General features: G+C 37.9%; 21 protein-coding genes. 2 read left to right on the forward strand and 19 right to left on the reverse strand.

The window, feature by feature from the left end; genetic code table 11:
* Positions 1-38 precede the first annotated feature (38 nt).
* The 8 genes from O7776_RS13505 to O7776_RS13540 all read right to left on the reverse strand — a co-directional run bounded on the left by O7776_RS13505 (position 39) and on the right by O7776_RS13540 (position 9738).
* Positions 39-251 (reverse strand): YuzF family protein, encoded by a 213-nt coding sequence (locus O7776_RS13505; RefSeq protein WP_241369551.1) that lies wholly within the window; start codon positions 249-251, stop codon positions 39-41.
* A gap of 73 nt (positions 252-324) precedes the next feature.
* Positions 325-771 (reverse strand): D-aminoacyl-tRNA deacylase, encoded by a 447-nt coding sequence (gene dtd / locus O7776_RS13510; protein WP_274307555.1) that lies wholly within the window; start codon positions 769-771, stop codon positions 325-327.
* An 18-nt stretch (positions 772-789) separates the two neighbouring features.
* The gene (locus O7776_RS13515; RefSeq protein ID WP_274307556.1) at positions 790-2985 is read right to left on the reverse strand and encodes a RelA/SpoT family protein; all 2196 of its coding nucleotides are present in this window, start codon (positions 2983-2985) and stop codon (positions 790-792) included.
* Positions 2986-3474: 489 nt separating this feature from the next.
* Positions 3475-3987, reverse strand: coding sequence for an adenine phosphoribosyltransferase (locus O7776_RS13520; RefSeq protein ID WP_274307557.1), 513 nt, complete (start codon positions 3985-3987; stop codon positions 3475-3477).
* 16 nt (positions 3988-4003) lie between these two features.
* Positions 4004-6325, reverse strand: a complete 2322-nt coding sequence (recJ, locus tag O7776_RS13525) for a single-stranded-DNA-specific exonuclease RecJ (protein ID WP_274307558.1) — start codon at positions 6323-6325, stop codon at positions 4004-4006.
* Between the two features lie 168 nt (positions 6326-6493).
* The gene (locus tag O7776_RS13530) at positions 6494-6817 is read right to left on the reverse strand and encodes a LapA family protein (RefSeq protein WP_274307559.1); all 324 of its coding nucleotides are present in this window, start codon (positions 6815-6817) and stop codon (positions 6494-6496) included.
* 122 nt (positions 6818-6939) lie between these two features.
* On the reverse strand, positions 6940-9213 hold the full coding sequence (secDF, locus tag O7776_RS13535) for a protein translocase subunit SecDF (RefSeq protein WP_274307560.1): 2274 nt from the start codon (positions 9211-9213) through the stop codon (positions 6940-6942).
* A 219-nt stretch (positions 9214-9432) separates the two neighbouring features.
* Positions 9433-9738 carry a post-transcriptional regulator gene (locus O7776_RS13540; RefSeq protein ID WP_274307561.1) on the reverse strand — a complete coding sequence of 102 codons (306 nt, stop codon included), beginning with the start codon at positions 9736-9738 and terminating at the stop codon, positions 9433-9435.
* An 88-nt stretch (positions 9739-9826) separates the two neighbouring features.
* Here O7776_RS13540 and O7776_RS13545 point away from each other — a divergent pair, with 88 nt between their 5' ends.
* Positions 9827-11332: a putative polysaccharide biosynthesis protein gene (locus O7776_RS13545; protein ID WP_274307562.1), complete on the forward strand. Its 1506-nt coding sequence runs from the start codon at positions 9827-9829 to the stop codon at positions 11330-11332.
* Here O7776_RS13545 and O7776_RS13550 read toward each other — a convergent pair.
* The 8 genes from O7776_RS13550 to O7776_RS13585 all read right to left on the reverse strand — a co-directional run bounded on the left by O7776_RS13550 (position 11300) and on the right by O7776_RS13585 (position 18500).
* A complete protein-coding gene (locus O7776_RS13550) occupies positions 11300-11953 on the reverse strand; it encodes a DUF421 domain-containing protein (protein WP_274307563.1) in 654 nt (217 codons plus the stop codon). The two genes, O7776_RS13545 and O7776_RS13550, sit on opposite strands and share 33 nt — an antisense overlap.
* An 86-nt stretch (positions 11954-12039) precedes the next feature.
* On the reverse strand, positions 12040-12300 hold the full coding sequence (gene yajC / locus O7776_RS13555) for a preprotein translocase subunit YajC (RefSeq protein ID WP_274307564.1): 261 nt from the start codon (positions 12298-12300) through the stop codon (positions 12040-12042).
* Positions 12301-12432: 132 nt separating this feature from the next.
* On the reverse strand, positions 12433-13590 hold the full coding sequence (gene tgt / locus O7776_RS13560) for a tRNA guanosine(34) transglycosylase Tgt (RefSeq protein WP_241369287.1): 1158 nt from the start codon (positions 13588-13590) through the stop codon (positions 12433-12435).
* Positions 13591-13839: 249 nt separating this feature from the next.
* On the reverse strand, positions 13840-14877 hold the full coding sequence (queA, locus tag O7776_RS13565) for a tRNA preQ1(34) S-adenosylmethionine ribosyltransferase-isomerase QueA (protein ID WP_274307565.1): 1038 nt from the start codon (positions 14875-14877) through the stop codon (positions 13840-13842).
* 16 nt (positions 14878-14893) lie between these two features.
* Positions 14894-15898, reverse strand: coding sequence for a Holliday junction branch migration DNA helicase RuvB (gene ruvB / locus O7776_RS13570; protein ID WP_274307566.1), 1005 nt, complete (start codon positions 15896-15898; stop codon positions 14894-14896).
* A 15-nt stretch (positions 15899-15913) separates the two neighbouring features.
* Positions 15914-16534, reverse strand: a complete 621-nt coding sequence (ruvA, locus tag O7776_RS13575) for a Holliday junction branch migration protein RuvA (RefSeq protein WP_274307567.1) — start codon at positions 16532-16534, stop codon at positions 15914-15916.
* 122 nt (positions 16535-16656) lie between these two features.
* Positions 16657-17436, reverse strand: a complete 780-nt coding sequence (locus O7776_RS13580) for an aminoglycoside phosphotransferase family protein (protein ID WP_274307568.1) — start codon at positions 17434-17436, stop codon at positions 16657-16659.
* 47 nt (positions 17437-17483) lie between these two features.
* Positions 17484-18500: a LysM peptidoglycan-binding domain-containing protein gene (locus tag O7776_RS13585; protein WP_274307569.1), complete on the reverse strand. Its 1017-nt coding sequence runs from the start codon at positions 18498-18500 to the stop codon at positions 17484-17486.
* A gap of 123 nt (positions 18501-18623) precedes the next feature.
* Here O7776_RS13585 and O7776_RS13590 point away from each other — a divergent pair, with 123 nt between their 5' ends.
* Positions 18624-19151 carry a transcription repressor NadR gene (locus O7776_RS13590; RefSeq protein WP_274307570.1) on the forward strand — a complete coding sequence of 176 codons (528 nt, stop codon included), beginning with the start codon at positions 18624-18626 and terminating at the stop codon, positions 19149-19151.
* Between the two features lie 44 nt (positions 19152-19195).
* Here the strand turns inward: O7776_RS13590 and O7776_RS13595 are convergent, their stop codons facing one another.
* The 3 genes from O7776_RS13595 to O7776_RS13605 are packed head-to-tail and all read right to left on the reverse strand — an operon-like array spanning position 19196 to position 21339.
* On the reverse strand, positions 19196-20494 hold the full coding sequence (locus O7776_RS13595; protein ID WP_274307571.1) for an FtsW/RodA/SpoVE family cell cycle protein: 1299 nt from the start codon (positions 20492-20494) through the stop codon (positions 19196-19198).
* Positions 20484-20882, reverse strand: coding sequence for a helix-turn-helix transcriptional regulator (locus O7776_RS13600; RefSeq protein WP_274307572.1), 399 nt, complete (start codon positions 20880-20882; stop codon positions 20484-20486). The genes O7776_RS13595 and O7776_RS13600 overlap by 11 nt, the downstream gene beginning before the upstream one ends.
* Before the next feature lies 1 nt (position 20883).
* Positions 20884-21339: a sigma-70 family RNA polymerase sigma factor gene (locus O7776_RS13605; RefSeq protein ID WP_274307573.1), complete on the reverse strand. Its 456-nt coding sequence runs from the start codon at positions 21337-21339 to the stop codon at positions 20884-20886.
* Positions 21340-21432 lie beyond the last annotated feature (93 nt).

Below are 21432 nucleotides of genomic sequence, written 5' to 3' on the forward strand. Positions count from 1 at the left end.
CTTAACAAAACATATGCCAGTAGAAGTAGCGCTATTCCTTAGTCTTTGCGATTTACAAACGGCGTTATCCAAACAATTTGATCAATACGAATGTAAAAAGGCGTTCGGCATACATCTAGTAAAATATAATCTGGACAGACAGCTGCTAAAACACCTTGTTGAACATGATTACCTGTTTGTTGCACAGCGACCATTTGCCCTAAATAATGCTGTATTGCTTCCAACCAGTACGCATTCGAATAATTATTCATTTGAACCAAAAAATCACTCCTTTAGTTGCATATCCTACAATATGCACAAAAGGAGTGATTCGTTCATCTCTTATTATTTTGCCTTAGATTCTACAATAATTGTTACAGGACCATCATTTACAAGTGAAACATCCATCATTGCACCAAAAATGCCCGTTTCGACATGTAAGCCATATGTTGATAACTCATTATTAAACGCTTGCCATAGAGGTTCTGCTTGCTCTGGACGTGCTGCAGAAGCAAAGCTTGGACGTTTCCCTTTGCGTGTATCCGCGTATAACGTAAATTGTGATACCGATAAAATGGTACCACCTACTTCGTGGATTGCTCGATTCATTTTGCCATCTTCATCTTCCCAAATACGCAAATCAGCAATTTTTTTTGCAACATATTGAATATCTTCTAATGTATCGGTATGTGTGATACCTACTAATAGCACATAGCCTTTGTCAATCGCGCCGGTAATTTGACCATCTACTGTGACAGAAGCCAGCTTTGAACGTTGTAATACTACTCGCATGTGATACCCTTCAATCTATTAATTAATAACGCGCTGTACAGAATAAATATCCGGCAGCTGCTTAATTTTTTCTACGACTTTATGCAGTCCAGAAATATTCGAAATCGCAATCGTTAAATGAATCGTTGCAATTTTATCACGGTCAGCACGACCCGTTACTGCTAATATATTCGTCTTTGCCTCACTTACGGCATGCATGACATCATTTAATACCCCTGGGCGATCAAACGCAGAAATTTCAATATCTACTGGATATTCTTTACGCGTTTGAGTCGTGGCATTTTCCCACTCTACTTCAATTAAGCGTTCCATATTGCCATCCTCTTGAATATTAGGACAATCTGCACGGTGAACGGAAACACCTCGACCTTTCGTAATAAAGCCAACAATTTCATCACCTGGCACTGGTGTGCAGCAACGAGATAGACGAATTAATAAATTGTCGATGCCTTTAACGATTACACCGGATTCAGTACGTTTTTTCGGTGCATTGCTATTCATATTTCTGACGATTTTTTCAAGCGCCTCTTCTTGTTCACGCTCTTTACGCATTTTTTCTGCAAGGCGATTGACGATTTGCTGTGCTGTAATACCACCTACACCAACTGCTGCATACAAATCATCTTCGTGCGTATAATTGAATTTTTCAATAACACGCTTAATATTTTCTGCTGTTAATACTTCTTTGGCGTCAAATTCTTGTGCTTTTATTTCTTTTTCAACAAGCTCTTTACCTTTCACAACGCTTTCTTCACGTACATGCTTTTTAAAGAACTGTTTTATTTTATTTTTCGCCTGTGAACTCTGTGCAATTTTAATCCAGTCACGACTTGGTCCGAATGATTGTTTTGATGTTAATACTTCAACGATATCACCCGTTTTAAGTGGTGTATCAAGCGGGACCATTTTACCGTTTACTTTTGCTCCAATTGTTTTGTTGCCGACTTCCGAGTGTACACGGTAAGCAAAATCAATAGGGACAGAGCCTGCTGGTAATTCAATAACATCTCCTTTTGGTGAGAATACGTATACCATGTCAGAGAATAAGTCGAATTTTAATGACTCCATAAATTCTGCGGCATTTGATGATTCATTTTGGAACTCTAAAATTTCACGGAACCATGTTAATTTTTGGTCAATGTTTTCTGCATTTCTCTCAACCGTTTTCCCCTCTTTATAAGCCCAGTGAGCCGCGATACCGAATTCCGCAATTTTATGCATTTCTTTTGTACGGATTTGCACTTCAAGCGGGTCGCCATATGGTCCGATGACCGTTGTATGCAATGATTGATACAAATTTTGCTTTGGCATCGCAATATAGTCTTTAAATCGTCCTGGCATCGGCTTCCACAACGTATGAATAATCCCAATAACAGCGTAGCAATCTTTAATGCTACCAACCAATATTCGCACTGCTAGTAAGTCATAAATTTCATTAAACTGTTTCTTTTGCAGCGCCATTTTTCGATAAATGCTATATAAATGCTTTGGACGGCCATAAACGTCCGCTTCAATTTCAACTTCTTCTAGCTGAGAGTTAATTTCGTCCATCACATTGTCTAAATAAGCTTCACGTTCATCACGCTTTTTCTTCATTAGGCTGACGATACGGTAATATTGCTGTGGATTTAAATAGCGTAAAGCAGTATCTTCTAATTCCCACTTCACTTTCGAAATCCCTAATCGATGTGCTAATGGTGCAAAAATCTCCAAAGTTTCTTGAGAAATTCGGCGCTGTTTTTCCGCTGGTAAATGCTTTAAAGTACGCATATTATGTAAGCGGTCTGCCAGTTTTATCAAAATCACGCGGATGTCTTGTGCCATTGCGACGAACATTTTACGGTGATTTTCCGCTTGCTGTTCTTCTTTTGACATATATTTGATTTTCCCAAGTTTCGTAACACCATCAACTAATTTTGCCACTTCTTCACTAAAGTCGTTCACTAAATCATCTCGTGTTACTTCTGTATCTTCAACGACATCATGTAAAAAGCCCGCTGCAACCGTCTCTGGGTCCATTTGTAATTCGGCTAAAATGCCCGCGACTTGCACAGGGTGAATAATGTATGATTCTCCGGAGCTACGGAATTGCTCTTTATGTGCTTCCTTTGCCACCTCATACGCTTTTTCAACAAAGGCAACATGTTCTTCATTCATATATGATTTGACCAGCTCGAATACATCTTCGGGCGCCAAAATTTGTTCTTTCGACATAGTTTGTCCACCTTGTTTTATATTTTCACGTTAAGTATAAATTCAATTGTATAAAAAATGTCTAGTAAAAGTAAAGACACGTGGGCATTTAGTTTTGCAGAAAAGCGAAATTTGTAGAATTGATGAACGGTAATTGGGGAATTTTTATCAATGTGGGCCAAAAATCGGCCTATAGAAAAGTAGAGTTGCGTTATGCCAGGTTTGTTTCGTGACTTTCTGTTGTACTTTATTAGGGATATTTTGAATTTCATTAATATTTAATTCTAACGAGGTGCAAGCTGCTAAAATCAAAATGAACAAAAGCAGTGTATAACATCGTTTTTTCAATTCATACTTCCCCTTTCTATCGATGGTTATACATTAGTATTTAACAATTCACTTCAAAAACCTCCCTAACACCTTTTTTAGTAATTCATAATACAAAGAGCTATCCTTATCAAAACCATCAAAAAACTACCCTGCACAAATGTACAGGGTAGTTGCATCTATTTAGTATTTAATTAATGCTTTAATTGGAGTTTGGCTAATTTTTTGGCGACCATTTAATTCCTCTAACTCAATTAGGAAAGCTGCACCTACTACTTCTCCACCTAATTGCTCGATTAAACGCACCGTCGCTTCTACCGTACCACCCGTTGCTAATAAGTCGTCACAAATCAATACTTTTTGACCAGGTTTTACAGCGTCTTTGTGCATTGTTAATGTATCTGTACCATATTCTAAGCCGTAATCCGCTGAAATTACTTCACGTGGTAATTTACCTGGTTTACGTACTGGTGCGAAACCAATTTCTAAAGCGTATGCTACTGGGCATCCGATAATGAAACCACGCGCTTCAGGTCCAACGATAATTTCAGCGCCAACTTCTTTCGCATAAGCAACAATTTGATCTGTCGCATATTTGTATGCAGGACCGTTATCCATAATTGTTGTAATATCCTTAAAGCTGATCCCTTCTTTAGGCCAGTTTTCTACTGTTGTTACATATTGTTTTAAATCCATTGTTCCTTGTTCCTCCTCAAGAACTCAATCGTTCATCAAACCATTGCTTTAATTCACTATATGTGGCATATAATAGTTTTTGCTCGAGCTCGATTTGTTTTGAACGCATTTTATATGACGGCGCTTCTGATAATGCTTTCTTCGGCGCATTATCATTGACAGTCGTCAAACCATTCTCTATTGTAACAAATCCTAGCTCAAAAAACACTTTTGTCATAAATTTAATTACTTCAATATTTAGTCCGATATGTTGTGATAATTGTTGAATATGCTGATTCAAGTTAAAGGTCGGACGTTTTTTCAGAAATCCATAATACCATGTAAAATGATCGCGTGAAGGCATCCCGTTAAAGTACGCTGAGTTTTTCGTGTAAAAATGTGCATATATTCGTTCTACTTTTACGGTTTGTAATAGTTGTTCTAATAGCATGATATTTTCCGGTAAATCTAAAAGTACAATATTCTTTTTTACATCAACTAACGACACTTGGTCTGTTACGTGAACAATTTCCTTTGGAATAACTTGGGCATGTTCAATGATTGTTTGCTCAGAAAAGGCAATAAAATCCGTTTGTTCCATTGGTATTTTGGCAAGCCAATGCGCTGTTTGACTTTTCCCACGATAATCGTACAGCTGCCATTCATTTACACCTACATCTTGTATCATAAATTGTGGTTTTTTATTTCCTTGCCATTCATTAATTTGTAAATCCCCAACGAGCGATAATGCAATGCCATACGAAATTTCATCAAACAAATATCCTTTGCCAAAGCCAATTGCATCTAGTGTCGCATAGGGATCTTCTAGTTCCATTTTTAAATGGTTCTCAGCTGTGCCAATTTTACGCATTGACTTTACTTTCACCTGTTGAATTGCAAAATTAGGCTTCGGGAATTCCGTTCCAAATGGAGCGAGCTGACGTATTTCTTCAATTGCTTCTACCGAAATTTCATTCAGATTAATTGGTACATCAATTTGAAGCTTTTGAATCAATTGTTCTTCAGTTAAACATGCACTTGCTTGCTCATTCAATCTCGTTCGAAGTTCATCGACATGTTCAATGGGCAAGGTCATACCTGCTGCCATAGGATGTCCACCAAAATGCGGTAAAATATCACGATTTTTCGCAAGTTCATTGTATAAATGGAACCCTTCAATACTACGGGCAGAACCTTTTGCAAGCCCTTTTTCGCGATCGATAGATAAGACAATTGTAGGGCGATAATATTTTTCTACTAAACGAGAAGCTACAATGCCGACAACGCCTGGATTCCAGCCTTCACCTGCTACGACTATTACGAGTGAATCTCGCATTGCCTCATTACTTTCAATGATTGCAATCGCTTCATTTGTAATATCTTCAACAATTTTTTTACGCTCTATATTTTTATCATTTAGCTGTTTAGCTAGATTGTTCGCTTCTAGTTGATTTTCACTCATTAAAAAGTGAACACCCGGCTGTGCATCACCTAATCGACCTATCGCATTTAAGCGCGGACCAAAGTAAAAACCGACTGTTTCTTCGTTAATCTCCTTTTGAACAGCTCCAGAAGCTTCACAAAGCGCTGGTACCCAAGGATTGTGCGATTGCTTTAACGCCTGTAAACCGCGCTGAACCAAATAGCGATTTTCGCCAACTAAAGGCACTAAATCGGCAATCGTTCCTATCGCCACATATTCAAATAAATGTTCTGGCAATTCGCCATATAAAGCATGTGCCAATTTAAATGCAACACCTACACCTGCAAGCTCACCAAATGGGTATTGCCCCTCTGGTATGCGTGGATGCACGATGATAGTAGCATCTGGTAATTCATCTCCCGCTTCATGGTGATCAGTAATAATCACATCCATACCGAGTTCGCGTGCCAATTTGACTTGCTCAATACCGCTAATTCCATTATCAACAGTAATAATTAATTGTACTCCGTCCATATGTGCTTGTCGGAATAAGTTTTCATTTGGGCCATAGCCATGCAGAAAACGATTCGGAATAACAAAATCAACATCTGCGCCTAAATCTAACAGTACATTAAGCAATACGGTAGTACTTGTAATTCCATCGGCATCATAATCTCCATAAACTAAAATCTTTTCGCCGCAATCTAATGCTTGTTCAATTCGGGCAACTGCTTGTTCCATACCTGCCATTAAAAATGGATCATGATAGGCAGTTTCATCTATCTTTAATAGCGGTGCCGCCTTCTCCACTGTTTCACAGCCACGTGCAATGAGTATTTTCGCTGCAATTGTTGAAATATTTAGCTGTGATGTTAATTGGTTTATAAGCTGTTCATCTGGATTTTGGATTGTCCAAAGTTTTTGTGACTGGATCATGTTAATTCACTTCCTCATGCAGTCCATTATACAAAAAAATAAGGATGTTTCCTAAGGATTCTTATTAAAATTAAAAAAGATGCTCTGCTAAAAATTTAGCAAAACATCTTCTGTAGGGTTATTTCGTTCAATCTCGATTTGTTTCGATATCATCCTGTAGTTCTTCTATTATGAATTAGAGGAACTTCGCTCTCGCAATTCAGCTTTCAAATCAAGGATTTCATCATCCTTTTCGTTAATTAGTGTTCGCGCATTTTCTAATTCTTTACGCACTGTTTTTGTTTGGCGCTGACTGCTAAACATCCGGAATGCGGAAAAGCAAAAACTCATAATAAAACCGACTAAAACTGACCCCAAAATAATTAAAATTAATGGCCAATATGCTTCACCAAAAATATAATCTACCGGAACTTTTTCAACATTTACCGTGGCAAAAACAGCGATAATTATTGCAAAACCAATCCCTACTACTACTGTCCATTGTTTTTTCATTACCATCACCTGCTCTAATATAATATGTCTATCCAATTATTGCTATTCCCACTTTTAAGGTTTATTCAAACAAAAAAGGCATTCAATAAGCAAAAAGCTTATTGAACACCTTTTTGACTTTCTTAAACTTGTGGCTCGTCTGAACCCCATTGTTTTTTCTCTTTTTTCACAACGGCAGTACCTTTTTTGTCCATTTCACGAGACTTTAAAGTATACCAAACTTGAGCTGCGATACAAATTGATGAGTACATACCCGTTACTAAACCAATCAGTAAGGCAATTGAGAAGTTTTGAATCGACGGTGCACCTAAGAAAATAAGCGCAATGACTACAATAATTACTGTTAACACTGTATTAATAGAGCGTCCCATCGTTTGACGAAGAGATTTGTTTACGATTGTTGCAAGTTCTTCTTTAGTAGAAATTGAACCTGCACGATCAATATTTTCACGAATACGGTCGAACGTAACAATCGTATCGTTGATTGAATAACCAACAATCGTTAACACCGCTGCAATGAATGTAATGTCTACTTCTAAACGTAGCATACTGAAAATCACCACAATAAAGAATACATCATGTAGTAACGAAATAATTGCCCCTAGACCCATGCGCCATTCGAAACGAACCGCTACATAAATAATAATTCCAAGTGCCGCAAGTGCTAATGCTTTAATTGCGTTTTTCGCTAACTCTTTACCAACTGTTGCTGAAACAGTACTTAAGCTTGGCTCATGACCATATTTTTCAGCTACATTAGCTTTAAAATCTAATACTTCTTGTTGAGAGAAGTCTGTTTTATAACGCATTACCGCTATATTTTGCTCTTCTCCCGAAATAACAACATCTTCATTTGCAAAACCAATTTCATCTAAATATTCAACGACTTCTTGTTGCGTTAATGCGTTGTCTGCTAGAATTTCAACTCGTGTACCTTGAGAGAAGTCAATGCCTAAGTTTAGCTTGAACACGCCAAGAATGACGATTCCGACTACAAGAATAATCGTTGAGAGTGCATAGAACTTTTTACGGTTATGCACGAAATCAATCTTATCGAATTTCGTTGTTAAATCTAATGAAGTAATGCCTTCTTCTAGGTTATGCTGTTGAGATTTGCGAATACCAAACCAAACTGGGTTATTAAAGTAGCCACTATTTACAAGTAAACCTTGTAGCATACGTGAACCCCATACCGCTGTTACGAATGATAATAATATCGAAATGATTAATGTTGTTGCGAAACCTTTAACAGAGCTTGTACCAAAGTAGAATAATACTACCGCAGCAAGCAATGTTGTTAATTGTGCATCAATGATCGCGGATAAAGATTGCTTTGAACCTAATTTAAAGGCATCTTTTACAGAATGACCAACACGTAATTCTTCGCGAACACGCTCTGCCGTTAAAATATTGGCATCGACCGCCATACCAATACCTAAAACAATTGCTGCAATACCTGGCAATGTTAATACCGCATTGATTCCGTTAAATACGATTAATACTAAGTAAGTGAATACAGTTAATGTAATAATCGAAATGAACCCTGGTAAGCGGTAGTACAGTAACATAAAAATAAAAATTATGATGACACCAACAATACCTGCTAATACTGTATCATTTAATGCATCTTCACCGAACTGTGCTCCAACAGAAGTTGAATATTTTTCAGTTAATTTAACTGGTAATGAACCAGAGTTTAATATCGAAGCAAAATGTTTTGTTTCATCAACAGTGAAGTTCCCTGAAATCATGACATCTGTTGTATTTAATACTTGTGTTACAGAAGCTGCAGATTCAAACTTTTGTTCTTCTACTGGCTTTTGAATTTCAGCAGCATATGAATCTACGCCTTCTTCAAAGTCTAACCAAACGACTAATAAGTTATTTGGCGCACCCATACTCATAACTTTTTGTGTTACTTCAGCAAATTTCGATGCATCTTTTAATGTTAATGTAACGATTGGACGGTTTTGATCGTCGAATGATGCATTTGCACCACCCTCTTTTAAATCTGTCCCATCGAGTAAGATGTTGTCATTCACATCACGGAACGTTAAATTGGCCGTACTAGATAATAACTCACGTGCAGACGATTGGTCTTCTAAACCAGCAAGCTGTACGCGAATACGGTTTTCTCCTTCGATCTGAATGCTTGGCTCACTAACACCGAACATGTTAATACGATTATTCAGTGCTGTTGTTGTATCAGCAAGCACCTTTTGTGTAATCTCTTGCCCCTCAACTAATGATTCCACTTCATAAAGAACTTCGAATCCACCTTGAAGGTCTAAGCCGAGCCTTACATCGTTTAATACTTTCTGTACCGTTGTGCCCATCCCTGTGAATAGCAGCGCTACAACAAGAACAAACGTAATTATACGGTTTGCTAATTTCATTAAAAAATCCTCCTCAATGTCGTACAAAAAAGTACGAACAAAAAACGTCTAACTGCGTTCCACAAACTATGTACTAATGGCTATTCATGTACTTTTTGCTTTTCAAATATAATATATCTACAAATTGAAAAGCGCAACACTATCATTATGAAACAGCTTGTGGAAACTGTCAAATTATTACTAGATATTTCGAATTACTTTTCCCTAAATTATGATGACCTATTTCTTTGAATCAAATAATTCATCTAGTTCATCCTTTGACATCATTGTTTCAACATTACTTTGCTTTAAATCTTTTATTTGAATATAGTTCAACAATTCAGAAGCACTTACACCTAAAATTCCTGAAGCGAGTTCATGAAGCCTTAAACTTTGAACGTCTTTCTTACGCCATACCTTATCGATGCAATAGCGCCACACATCTTGCTCTGTAATGGAATCATAGCCAAAGTAATGAATTTCCTCAACTTTGTTTTTCAAAATTTCTTGAACTTGTTCAAAAAGTTGTGAAAACGGAATTTGCATAGCAATCACTCCTACTGTAGGTTTTAACTTAATTTTATGGAGCATACGTTAATTGTATATGAATTCGAAAGGAGAGAGCAGAAGGTAATTGGGCTCATTTTTAAAAGGAACATTATTTTTAATGTTCGTCATCTTTATTTCTAAACTTTTTGGATTTCTTTACCGCATGCAATTTATGCGTATAGCAGGTGAAGAAGTTGTGGGGCTCTATATGACCTCATACCCAACATTCATTTTCTTTATTTCACTTATTCAACTAGGGATTCCGATTGCTGTGTCAAAGCTTATTGCGCAATATGATGCCACACGTAAAAACGATCAAATTTCAGCTGTCATGTCAACTGCTATTAAACTATCTGTCATTTCAATCATTATATTTACACCAATTGCCCTACTAAGTACCCCATTGATTGCAAAAACATTATTACATAATGAAAATTTAATCTTCACACTCTATATTAGCGTCTTTACGATACCACTAGTTATCATATCAAGTCTCATAAAAGCTTACTTACAAGGCTTAGCTAAAATTGCACCTACTGCTTGGGCACAACTCCTTGAACAAGCTGTTCGCATTGGACTCATCATGGCTGTTTTGCCGTATTTTGTTTCTACGTCCCCTGCCAAAACTGCGGCGGCAGCAATGGCGATTACGGCGATTGGTGAAATCTTTTCGTTGCTATTTTTGAGCTACTTTTACATTCGTGCCAAACGAAAACAAGCTACATCTAAAAAAGCGAAGACTTCTTTCACGAAACCGATTATGCAAATTGCTTTACCATCTGCGGGTAGCAAATTATTTGGCACATTTACGTGGTTTTTAGAGCCGATTGTTTTTTTAAAAGCGTTGACCGTTGCTGGCCTAACTGCGGGTGCAGCGACTACACTGTATGGGGTGATTTCTGGTGTACATATCCCATTATTATTATTCCCTGCGTTCATCCCAAGTGCGTTATCAATTATTCTCGTCCCAGCTGTTAGTAGCGCCTTAGCACGCAATGATTTGCCCTTGCTCACGAAGCGGGTCAGCCATTCACTAAGACTGAGTTCGTTAGTTGGCTGCATTGCTGCTACCTTGTTTTTCATACATGGAGACGAATTGGTCACGCTTTTGTTCCATTTAGAAGAAAATCGAGGCTATATGAAAATTTTAGCACCTATTTTTTATTTTTATTATATTCAAAGTCCACTTCATGCCATTTTACAGGCAATGGACGAGGCACAAGCTGCAATGATGAATTCGATTTATGGTGGCATCGGCAAACTGTTTTTATTATTTTTCCTTGCGTCTCAGCCGGAAATCCAAGAATTTGGTGCTATCATTGCCATAGGTTTTGGTGTTTTAATAACGTCCTTTTTACACATCGCGTCTATTAAACAACAACCAAAAATCCGTGTTGGTTTTCGATTTTTTGTGTTGCCCTATAGTGTATTTATCGTTACAGCTGCCGTACTCCCTACCTATACACAGCACTTTCCTTTCACTATACAAATCATAATAACACTTACAGTTACCATTTTATTATTAGTACTCACGAAGCAAATTCGCATTCAAGACATTTTATACATTCGTACGATCTTTTCGCGCACGTAATTGGACAAACCACTTCCCATTGTCATAGCTACAATAAAAAATATCTCGAATATTAGTATAGCCTTGTACCATCAGCTCATGCTCTAACCATTCCAAATCTCTATCAATAATTTTTAAATGCCGCATATCCACATAGCCATCAAGCACAAGTGGTAAAATTATCGGGTCTTGATCCTTAAGATAAATTGACAATTTTCCAGACTGCTCTAAAAACGCAAAGGCCACATCTTGTACAGAGCTAACACCTTGCTCTCTTAATTGTTGTAGCAAATCATCTAAATTATAGCGCTGTTTTCTCATTTCGATTTCACATAACCAGCCATCGCGAATGATCATTGTAGGATCACCCTCTATAAAATCACGTAATTTTTTATTTTTTAAAATAAACCAAGAATTCACATATTGTATGATAAATAATACACCAATTGGTAATATATCCTTCCCTAAATCATGATTTAGATCATCTAAAGCAAGTGCAGCAACCTCTGCCATTAAAACAAAAATCGCTAAATCTACAATGCTCAATTCGCCAACTTCTCGTTTGCCCATTAAACGAAATACAACAAGTAAAATAATATATAAAAGTATTGTCCGAATACTAATTAGTAAATAATCATTCATATGATCACCTCGTAATTAGCATGAACAAAAATAGAAAATTCATACAAAAAGGCTTGTGGAAGATGCATTCCACAAGCCTTTTATCATTACACAGATTCTACACGACCAATTGCTTGGCGTTCGAATTTTAAACGTGTATTTCCATCAACTAATAAGTATACAGTAGTATCTTCAATTGCGTCGACTTCACCATGTAACCCACCAACTGTAACGACTTTATCGCCACGTTTTAAGTTAGTCTGCATTTGTGTCGTTGCTTTTTGACGTTTTTGTGCTGGTCGAATTAAAATGAACCACATCGCAATGAACATTATGATAATTGGTAAAAATTGATATAAACCTTCCATTCTCAAATTGCCCCCCTTCTATATCTCATTTTCATAGTATAGTATAAAATTACGCTATTTTGCGCATAAAAACTCTAAAATTTCTTAAAAAAATTAAAAACTGCTAATTTCTACTAAAATTCTATCAGATTATTAGAAGTTTTTTGCATTTGGCTTATTATAACCATACTTCTCAAAAAATTCCTCTTTGAAATCACCAAGACGGTCTTCACGAATCGCCTCACGAACTTGCTCCATTGTTTTGATTAAAAAGCGTAAGTTGTGGTATGAAGTTAAGCGTAAACCAAACGTTTCTTCCGTACGCATTAAGTGACGAACATATGCACGTGTATAGTTTTTACAAGTATAACAATCACAAGTTTCATCGATTGGTGTAAAGTCTTTTGCATACTTTGCGTTTTTAATAACCATACGACCTTCAGAAGTCATTAATGTACCGTTACGAGCAATACGTGTTGGTAAAACGCAGTCAAACATATCAATTCCGCGAATCGCACCATCAATTAGTGAGTCAGGAGAGCCTACGCCCATTAGGTAACGTGGTTTGTCTGCTGGCATCATTGGTGCAGTGAAGTCTAATACTTTGTTCATAATATCTTTTGGTTCACCAACCGACAAACCACCGATTGCATAACCAGGGAAGTCTAATTCAACCAATGCTTCTGCTGATTTACGACGTAATTCCTCGTATTCGCCACCTTGAATAATACCGAATAACCCTTGCTCGTCTGGACGCTGGTGCGCTTCTTTACAACGCTTTGCCCAACGAGTCGTACGGTCTACAGATGCTTCCATATATTCGTATGTTGCTGGGAATGGTGGACACTCGTCAAATGCCATCATAATATCTGAACCTAAATCGTTTTGGATTTCCATTGCTTTTTCTGGTGATAAGAATAATTTATCGCCATTTAAGTGGTTGCGGAAATGTACGCCCTCTTCTTCGATTTTACGGAACTTTGATAAAGAGAAAACTTGGAAGCCGCCTGAATCTGTTAAAATCGGGCGATCCCAGTTCATGAATTTGTGTAATCCACCTGCTTCTTTCACGATGTCATTTCCTGGACGTAACCATAAATGATACGTGTTTGAAAGGATGATACCTGCATTCATTTCTTTTAATTCTTCTGGACTCATTGCTTTAACAGTAGCCTGTGTTCCTACTGGCATAAATGTCGGTGTTTCAAATGAGCCATGTGGAGTATGCACAATTCCTAAACGTGCTCCTGTTTGCGCACATGTCTTTATTAACTCATATCGAATGGGTGGTTGCTTTTTTGTTTCTGTCATATATATTTCCTCGCTTTTCTAAAGTATCAACACTACTTCGAATCAATTTCGCCTCGGCGTAATTGCGTCCAGATTTTTTTTGAGTTTACTCAAAAAGTTTCCTTTAAAAAATCTGTGACATCTACCAGAGGCTTATCATCATTCAGCGGGTGTCCCAGACAACCGCTGAATGATGATAAAACACCTACCACTTGTTGTAGTAGGTGCACACAGATATTTATTGTATAGAGATTTAAAGGTAATTGCAAATTACTTCTTCGGGCGAATAAACATCGCATCGCCAAAACTGAAGAAGCGATATTTTTCGTCTACTGCTTTTTCATATGCATTCATTATTGTTTCTTTTGAAGCTAATGCACTTACAAGCATCACAAGTGTTGATTTTGGTAAATGGAAGTTTGTAATAAGTCCATCAATCGCTTTATAGTCGAAGCCTGGGAAAATGAAAATGTTTGTCCAGCCTTGTGAAGCCACGATTTTACCGTTATTATCACGCGCTACCGTCTCCAGCGTACGTGTTGAAGTTGTACCTACAGAAATGACTTTACCACCTGCATCTTTTACACCTTGAATCGTTGCCGCTGCTTCTTCTGAAACACTGTAAAATTCTGAGTGCATGTCGTGCTCTTCGATTGAGTCAACACTTACAGGGCGGAAAGTTCCTAAACCTACGTGTAATGTAATAAATACAACTTTTACACCTTTTGCTTTTATCGCTTCCAATAAGTCTTCCGTAAAGTGAAGGCCTGCTGTTGGTGCTGCTGCTGAACCACGCTCTTTCGCGAATACGGTTTGGTAGCGATCTTGGTCATCTAATTTTTCGCGAATATATGGTGGTAAAGGCATTTCACCTAATTGATCTAAAATTTCATAGAAAATACCGTCGTACTTAAAATTGAACGTTCGGCCACCATGATCTAGCTCACCAGTACAAGTTGCTGTTAATAAACCGTTACCGAAAGTCACAACTGTGCCAACTTTTACTCGCTTGGCAGGTTTGACTAGTGTTTCCCACTCATCGTCTTTTGTTTGCTTTAATAAGAGCAGCTCGATGTGTGCCCCTGTGCCTTCTTTTTCCCCCATTAATCGAGCAGGTAAGACACGTGTATCATTTAATACAAGACAGTCCCCTTCGTTTAGCTCTTCTAAAATATGCCCGAATTTATGGTGCTCAAGTGCTAATGAATCCGGATTTACAACCATTAATCGGCTCGCAGTACGGTCTAATAATGGTGTTTGGGCAATTAATTCTTCTGGTAAATGAAAATCAAAATCTTCTACTCTCACGTTTAAAACTTCCTTCTTATTCTTTTTGTGCTGGCGGGTAGCCAAAATGTTCGTAGCAAATCATCGTAGCAATTCGGCCTCTCGGTGTACGCTGAATAAAGCCAATTTGAAGTAAATACGGCTCATATACATCTTCAATCGTAATGCGCTCCTCACCAATTGACGCCGCTAGTGCATCTAAACCAACTGGACCACCACCAAAGCGCTCAATCATCGACTGCATTAATTTATGGTCAATATGATCTAACCCGCGCGGATCGACTTGTAATAATTCTAACGCTTGCTGTGCTAGTTGTTCTGAAACAATACCATTCGCTAACACTTGCGCATAGTCACGCACACGCTTTAGTAAACGATTGGCAATACGTGGTGTCCCACGAGAACGACGCGCAATTTCAAAAGCCGCCTGTTCATTTAGCTCAACACCAAATAACTCACCTGATCGAATGACAATTTGTGCAAGTGCTTCCTCATCATAATATTCTAAGCGTGCTAACACCCCAAAACGATCACGTAATGGTGCAGATAACGCACCTGCACGTGTTGTCGCTCCTACTAATGTAAATGGGGGTAAATCCAAACGAATCGAACGTGCTTCAGGTCCTTTACCGACAACAATATCTAGACAAAAGTCTTCCATTGCCGAGTACAATACTTCTTCAATTGCACGTGGCAGACGGTGAATTTCATCGATAAATAATACATCGCCTGCTTCAAGTGAGCTTAATATCGCAGCTAAATCACCTGGACGTTCAATCGCAGGACCACTTGTCATTTTTACATTTACCGCCATTTCATTAGCTATAACTACTGCCAATGTTGTTTTCCCTAAACCTGGTGGACCATAAAGGAGAACGTGGTCAAGACTTTCTTGGCGTAGCTTTGCGGCTTTGATAAAGATTTTTAAATTGTCCTTTACTTTATCTTGGCCTATGTATTGCGCCAAGCGTTGTGGCCTTAACGAAAGCTCAAATTGCTGTTCAGCTTCGGTCGCTTGTCCAGAAAGTACGCGGTCTGACAAAGTTCTCACTCCTTTTTATTTCAATTTTAATAATAATTTTAATGCCTGTTTAATATAGGCATCTGTCGTTGTTAAGCTATCATCTTCTTCAAGCTGAGGTTTAATTTTATCGAGTTCTTTTTCTGAATAGCCAAGCGCGACTAATGCAAGCATTGCTTCTTCTAGCTCATGTTTATTTGGATTGACACCAAACAACGGTAGCTCATCTTCGGCACTTGGTAATACATCAGCATCAAGTAGCATATCAAGCTTGCCTTTTAAATCTAAAATCATTTGACGCGCTGTTTTCTTACCGACCCCTGGGAAACGCACTAAAAAAGCTTCATCTTCCATTTCGATAGCTTGAATCACTGATGTTGGATTACCGCTTGCTAAAATAGCTAAAGCACCTTTTGGACCAATGCCTGACACTTGAATGAGTTTTTTAAATAATTCACGTTGCTCTAAACTATGGAAACCGTATAAATTTTGTGCATCTTCACGCACTTGCATCGATACGAAAATTTGCTGATCACTTGCTGATGTTCGAAAAGCATAAGGATTTGGCGTATAAAGTAACCAGCCTACCCCTTGTTGTTCTAACACGATATACTCTGGTGTAATACGTGTCACTTGTCCTTTTAAATAATCATACATCGTTCATCCCTCACATTTCTTGCTTCATTATAGCATAGTTTGATTGGAACTTACGAACATACGTTGCATTAATCAAAACAAAGAGGCTGCCTATTAGACAGCCTTTCTAAGTGTAACATATTCTACATCATCATTGTTTGAATCGTACTTTTTAACGATGCTTTATATTTGAGCCAATCCCGGACAATCGATTGGATAAATGGATAGCATGAAAGCTTCTGTCGTTCGTTTAATTTCAAATAAAACAAACTTTCTCTCAGTATTTCATTGGGGAAATTTAAATATTGTAATTTATGATGGGCTGTTTGTAAGTACGGGTGCGTTTTCATGAGTTTTTTTAAATTATAGTTTGTTTGAGGTAGCACGCGATGCATCCATAATATCAACTCATCCGATGCTTCCCCAAGAGTTGCCAAATCAAAATCAATTATTTTTACCTCATTCGCTGTGACCATGAAGTTATGATGAACGACATCCCCATGCAGTATCGTAATTGCTTCCTGATTTTTTTGAATTTGTTCAATTGCATTTAATGCTGCTAAAGCTTCATTTACAATAATGTCATAATTATCACGGAGCAAGCTTTTTAAAGCCTCTTGTTGCATAACAAAACGGTCAAATCTCCGTTGCCATTTTTGTAGGAGATGGTAGTTTGGCAATTCTTCTCGAGACCAATTGATTTTATTTGATGTGTTGTGTAATGTTTCGAGTGCTTGTAGCGCTTGTATTTGATGCGCTCTTTTTTCATAGTTTACACTCGTACCATCAATCCATTTTTGCTTTAAAATATGGCCACTTTCATTTTGCTCAAGTGGCACATGGTATGGAAAATCAATATTTTCTAGCTCTTGATGAACATATTTCACTTTTTGTGCAAGCCCTATATCTTCATAATATTTCATAAAAAAACGGCCGTTTGGTGAATCCCATTGCCAACAATTATCTTTAATCACTTTCGACATGATTTATTTTGAGATGGCATTTGATGCATCGGGTGCATTTGTTGCATCTGTGGCATCATAAATGTGGGATGCGGCATCATTTGTGGATGGTGACAAGGATTCGGGTTACACATCATCTGATGAATTTCATCATAATAATGGCGTAATTGTTGATCTTGATCAGAGCAGTCACAATCTTTTGTCGGGGACTCTTCATGAATAATTGGAAGCATATTCATGGACTCTTCCATCGGCATACGGTGACAATGCGGACATTGGTGCATTGGCATCATTTCCGGCATCATTTCCGGCATCATTTGCGGCATCATCTGTGGCATCATCTGTGGCATCATCTGTGGCATCATCTGTGGCATACAATGATGTGGCATCATTTGCGGCATACAATGATGTGGCATCGTTTGCGGCATACAATGATGTGGCATCATTTGCGGCATACAATGATGTGGCATCATCATCGGCTGCTCGATATAAATCGGCTGCTGTGGTTGAGGTGGTTGCTGAATAAAAATAGGCTGCGGGTGTATCATTTGTGGCATTGGTTGTGGTTGCGGTATTGGTTGTGGCATTGGCTGCGGTTGTGGTGCAGTTACGTTTTGCTCAATCGATGGTTGGACATGTACATGCGTTTGCCAATTTGGCATCGGCATTGGCTGCGGTATTGGCGGTTGGAAATAAAAATCTCCTTGCCACAGCGGTTTTTGAATTTGCGGAACTGGTAATGGTGTTGGCGTTGGTGTTGGAGTCGGGGGTAGAGTAGGCTTTGATGGTTGCACTGGCGTCTCCTTCACCGGCTTCTGCTGTTCTTTCACTACGTGCTGTTCTTTCACTACATGCTGTACCTCTTTTTTCGGTGCACTATTAGGTAAATAAATTTCCATTCCCGGTACGATATAATCGGGATTGGTCAAATGTGCGTTTAAACGCTTTAATTCTTCAAAGCCAACTGCATACTGCTTGGCTATTTTCCACAAAGTATCTCCCTTTTGGACAATATGAACGCGCACATCTTTCCTCCTTTTCTCGTAATAGCATATGCATAAATTGCCTAGTTGCCACAATGTTTACTTCAAGTAGTTAAAAGTTGTGTTACACTTAAAGGTACAGCTACGTTGATAGAGGTGGAATAAATGAAAAAATTATTAGGAGAAGAACGCAGAATCGAACTTCTCGCCTTGCTAAAAAATGCGAAGCAACCATTAACAGGTACGGACTTAGCAAAGCATACAAATGTGTCACGTCAAGTAATTGTTAATGACATGAATTTATTGAAAGCACGCAATGAACCAATTGTCGCGACAAGTCAAGGCTATGTTTACATGCATCATGTGCAACAAGAAAAATTCACACGTAAAATTGTATGCGCGCATAAGCCGGATGAAGCAAAGGATGAGCTATTTATTTTAGTTGATTGTGGCGTTACAGTAGAAAGCGTCATTGTTGAACATCCCGTTTATGGTGAAATTACCGCATCCATCATGGTATCCAATCGTTTAGAGGTGGAGCAATTTGTGAAACGAGTCGAAGAATCGAACGCCCTTTATTTATCAGCATTAACAGACGGAACACATTTACATGTGATTAGCGCAACTTCTAAAGAAAGTATAAAATTAGCTGAAGCAAAATTACGCGAACGCGGCTTTTTAATCGAACATTAAACGAAAACAGCTTAACGGCATCATGGCCGCTAAGCTGTTTTATTTTATGTAATAACCTTTCTTTTCGTCATATATAATTTTCTACGATATACACTTAACACAACGCCGATTATTAATGCATTAAGCAGGTATGGTGTAATACCGTAACTTATAAACGGCAAGGGGATTTCTGTAATCGGCAACAATCCAAATACCATTAATATGGAATAAACACTTTGGACGCTATATAATGTGACTACCGATAGCACAAGCAATCGCCCATATGATTGTGGCATTGTGCGTAAAATCCATAAAATGCGAATTGCAATCGCAAGGATGACAACAATCACCGTGATACCCGCACTATACCCATATGTTTGGATTAACTGGACTAATGCAAAATCTGTATGACCTTCAGGTAAATAGTAAATGGTTTCGGAACCAAACCAACCTGCCTTCGCAAGTGCAGCTTTAATTTGTAGTATCATATAGCCTGCTGAATCCGGATATAATTCAGGATGTAAAAACGCTTTAATGCGCATGTATTGATAAGGTGCAAGCAAATAGTGATAGGCATATATAAGGTACGTGATTGACACAATTCCCACCCCACCCACTATCGAAAACACGGTTAGTTTAATTTTCCGCGTGTAATAACTAAAGCTAAACAATATTACCATAACGGCAATGTACAGCATTGCTACGGCAAGATTGGGAACCATCAAGAACATGGCTAATGGAAGTATAATTAAACCCGTTAACTGCCAAGTATTATATTGACTTTCTGCAAAAATTCCAGCAAAAGCTACCACCAATAGTGGTAACACTGTCCATGCCTGAAAAAGAATGGGACCAATTCTAAACATCGCTTCCCCGTTATGAGTTTCATTACGTATAAAAAGCATCATCATTAGTAAGAGTAATGCTACTGTATAAAGCACCATACGATAGCGCTGTAATTTACGGTAATCAACAAATATACACGCAACAATTAGCAAAATGGCTAGTATGATATGGATGATTTTTTGTTCTATTAAATAACGAACAATATTTTGTCCATATTGCATACTTAAATCCATCGTAAATATCGGCACAAAGCTTGCTGCAACAAGCAAAATGACTGCGCCAATTAACCAAAAATCCCATTTTGGTCGATGAATTTTGTCCATTGATTTTCCTAATTGTGATGGAGAACCCATTTCGCTAATCGCTATTTGCTCCGCTTCTTCTGTTGAGTAGCCCTTGTTCACCCACGCTTGTTTTGAATGCGCGATATGCTGTTGCAATTCTTCCTCCACATAACCGCGCGCCTCCTTGGAACGAATATGACTCGTTACTTGCTGCAAAAATTGTTTACTCGACATGCATGCGTACCCCCAGAATTCGTTCTTTGATCGATAGCTTTACATGTTCACCTTCCTGGTGTAATTGCTTTTTACTGTATTTTGATAATTGATAATATTTTACACCTTCTTCCCAACTTGAACTAAGCAAGCCCTGTTGCTCAGCTTCATGTAATAACGAATAAATGAGCCCCTCATTTTCAACAATTTGCTCAACACCTCGCACATGTAATAGTTGCGTCAGTTCAATGCCTGATTTTGCTTCTATAAGCATGGATAAAATCCTATGTTTTAGAGGTAGTACCTGGTTTTGCTTGCGTATTTTTTCTTGATGCTCGTTTGTAAATTCGATATTTTTAAAAGCCGTTCGATCGACTGCTTTTTGTAAATTTTTTAAGCGCTCTTCCATATCACTGACGCTCCAATCGTTTCTTTAATAATTGCTTTGCCTTACGAAGCCTTGTCTTCACAGTACTTTCGTTTAACTGTAACACGTCTGCTATTTCCTTCATCGGTTGCTCCTCGTAATAGCATAAATAAATGACTTCACGGTATTTCACCGGCAGTGCAAACAGGTCCTCATTATTCGTTTCTACATTTCTTACATACCAGCTTTTTAAATAATCCTTTGCATGATTAATCGCAATGCGCCATAGCCATGTTTTTAGCGAGGAATTAAAATGGAATGTTGGCAATGCCTTATAACACTTCATAAAAATTTCTTGCGTTAAATCTTCTGCAACATTGCGATTATGTACGTACTGCATAACAAGCTGTAAAATATCTTGCCCGTAATTAGTCATAAGTTCATCGATGATTGTTTCATAGGTAAGTTGTTTTGTTTGTTCAATTGAATAGCTATCCACTTTACTTCCTCCCTTCAAATCATTAGACGAGTGCCAATACCTGAAAGTTTGATTTAATTATAATGCAAATTTATTTAAACAATTTCTGCTTTT

It is taken from the genome of Solibacillus daqui, assembly GCF_028747805.1.
GTDB classification, from domain to species: domain Bacteria; phylum Bacillota; class Bacilli; order Bacillales_A; family Planococcaceae; genus Solibacillus; species Solibacillus daqui.

Excerpts from the sequence above, each read along its gene's own strand:
- O7776_RS13550 (WP_274307563.1), bottom strand. The coding sequence starts at position 11,953 with ATGAATGATTATTTACTAATTAGTATTCGGACAATACTTTTATATATT.
- O7776_RS13595 (WP_274307571.1), bottom strand. The coding sequence starts at position 20,494 with ATGTCGAGTAAACAATTTTTGCAGCAAGTAACGAGTCATATTCGTTCC.
- O7776_RS13540 (WP_274307561.1), bottom strand. The coding sequence starts at position 9,738 with ATGCAAATTCCGTTTTCACAACTTTTTGAACAAGTTCAAGAAATTTTG.
- O7776_RS13530 (WP_274307559.1), bottom strand. The coding sequence starts at position 6,817 with ATGAAAAAACAATGGACAGTAGTAGTAGGGATTGGTTTTGCAATAATT.
- O7776_RS13590 (WP_274307570.1), top strand. The coding sequence starts at position 18,624 with ATGAAAAAATTATTAGGAGAAGAACGCAGAATCGAACTTCTCGCCTTG.
- tgt (WP_241369287.1), bottom strand. The coding sequence starts at position 13,590 with ATGACAGAAACAAAAAAGCAACCACCCATTCGATATGAGTTAATAAAG.
- recJ (WP_274307558.1), bottom strand. The coding sequence starts at position 6,325 with ATGATCCAGTCACAAAAACTTTGGACAATCCAAAATCCAGATGAACAG.
- dtd (WP_274307555.1), bottom strand. The coding sequence starts at position 771 with ATGCGAGTAGTATTACAACGTTCAAAGCTGGCTTCTGTCACAGTAGAT.
- O7776_RS13580 (WP_274307568.1), bottom strand. The coding sequence starts at position 17,436 with ATGAAATATTATGAAGATATAGGGCTTGCACAAAAAGTGAAATATGTT.
- O7776_RS13520 (WP_274307557.1), bottom strand. The coding sequence starts at position 3,987 with ATGGATTTAAAACAATATGTAACAACAGTAGAAAACTGGCCTAAAGAA.
- ruvA (WP_274307567.1), bottom strand. The coding sequence starts at position 16,534 with ATGTATGATTATTTAAAAGGACAAGTGACACGTATTACACCAGAGTAT.
- O7776_RS13600 (WP_274307572.1), bottom strand. The coding sequence starts at position 20,882 with ATGGAAGAGCGCTTAAAAAATTTACAAAAAGCAGTCGATCGAACGGCT.
- O7776_RS13505 (WP_241369551.1), bottom strand. The coding sequence starts at position 251 with ATGAATAATTATTCGAATGCGTACTGGTTGGAAGCAATACAGCATTAT.
- secDF (WP_274307560.1), bottom strand. The coding sequence starts at position 9,213 with ATGAAATTAGCAAACCGTATAATTACGTTTGTTCTTGTTGTAGCGCTG.
- yajC (WP_274307564.1), bottom strand. The coding sequence starts at position 12,300 with ATGGAAGGTTTATATCAATTTTTACCAATTATCATAATGTTCATTGCG.
- O7776_RS13515 (WP_274307556.1), bottom strand. The coding sequence starts at position 2,985 with ATGTCGAAAGAACAAATTTTGGCGCCCGAAGATGTATTCGAGCTGGTC.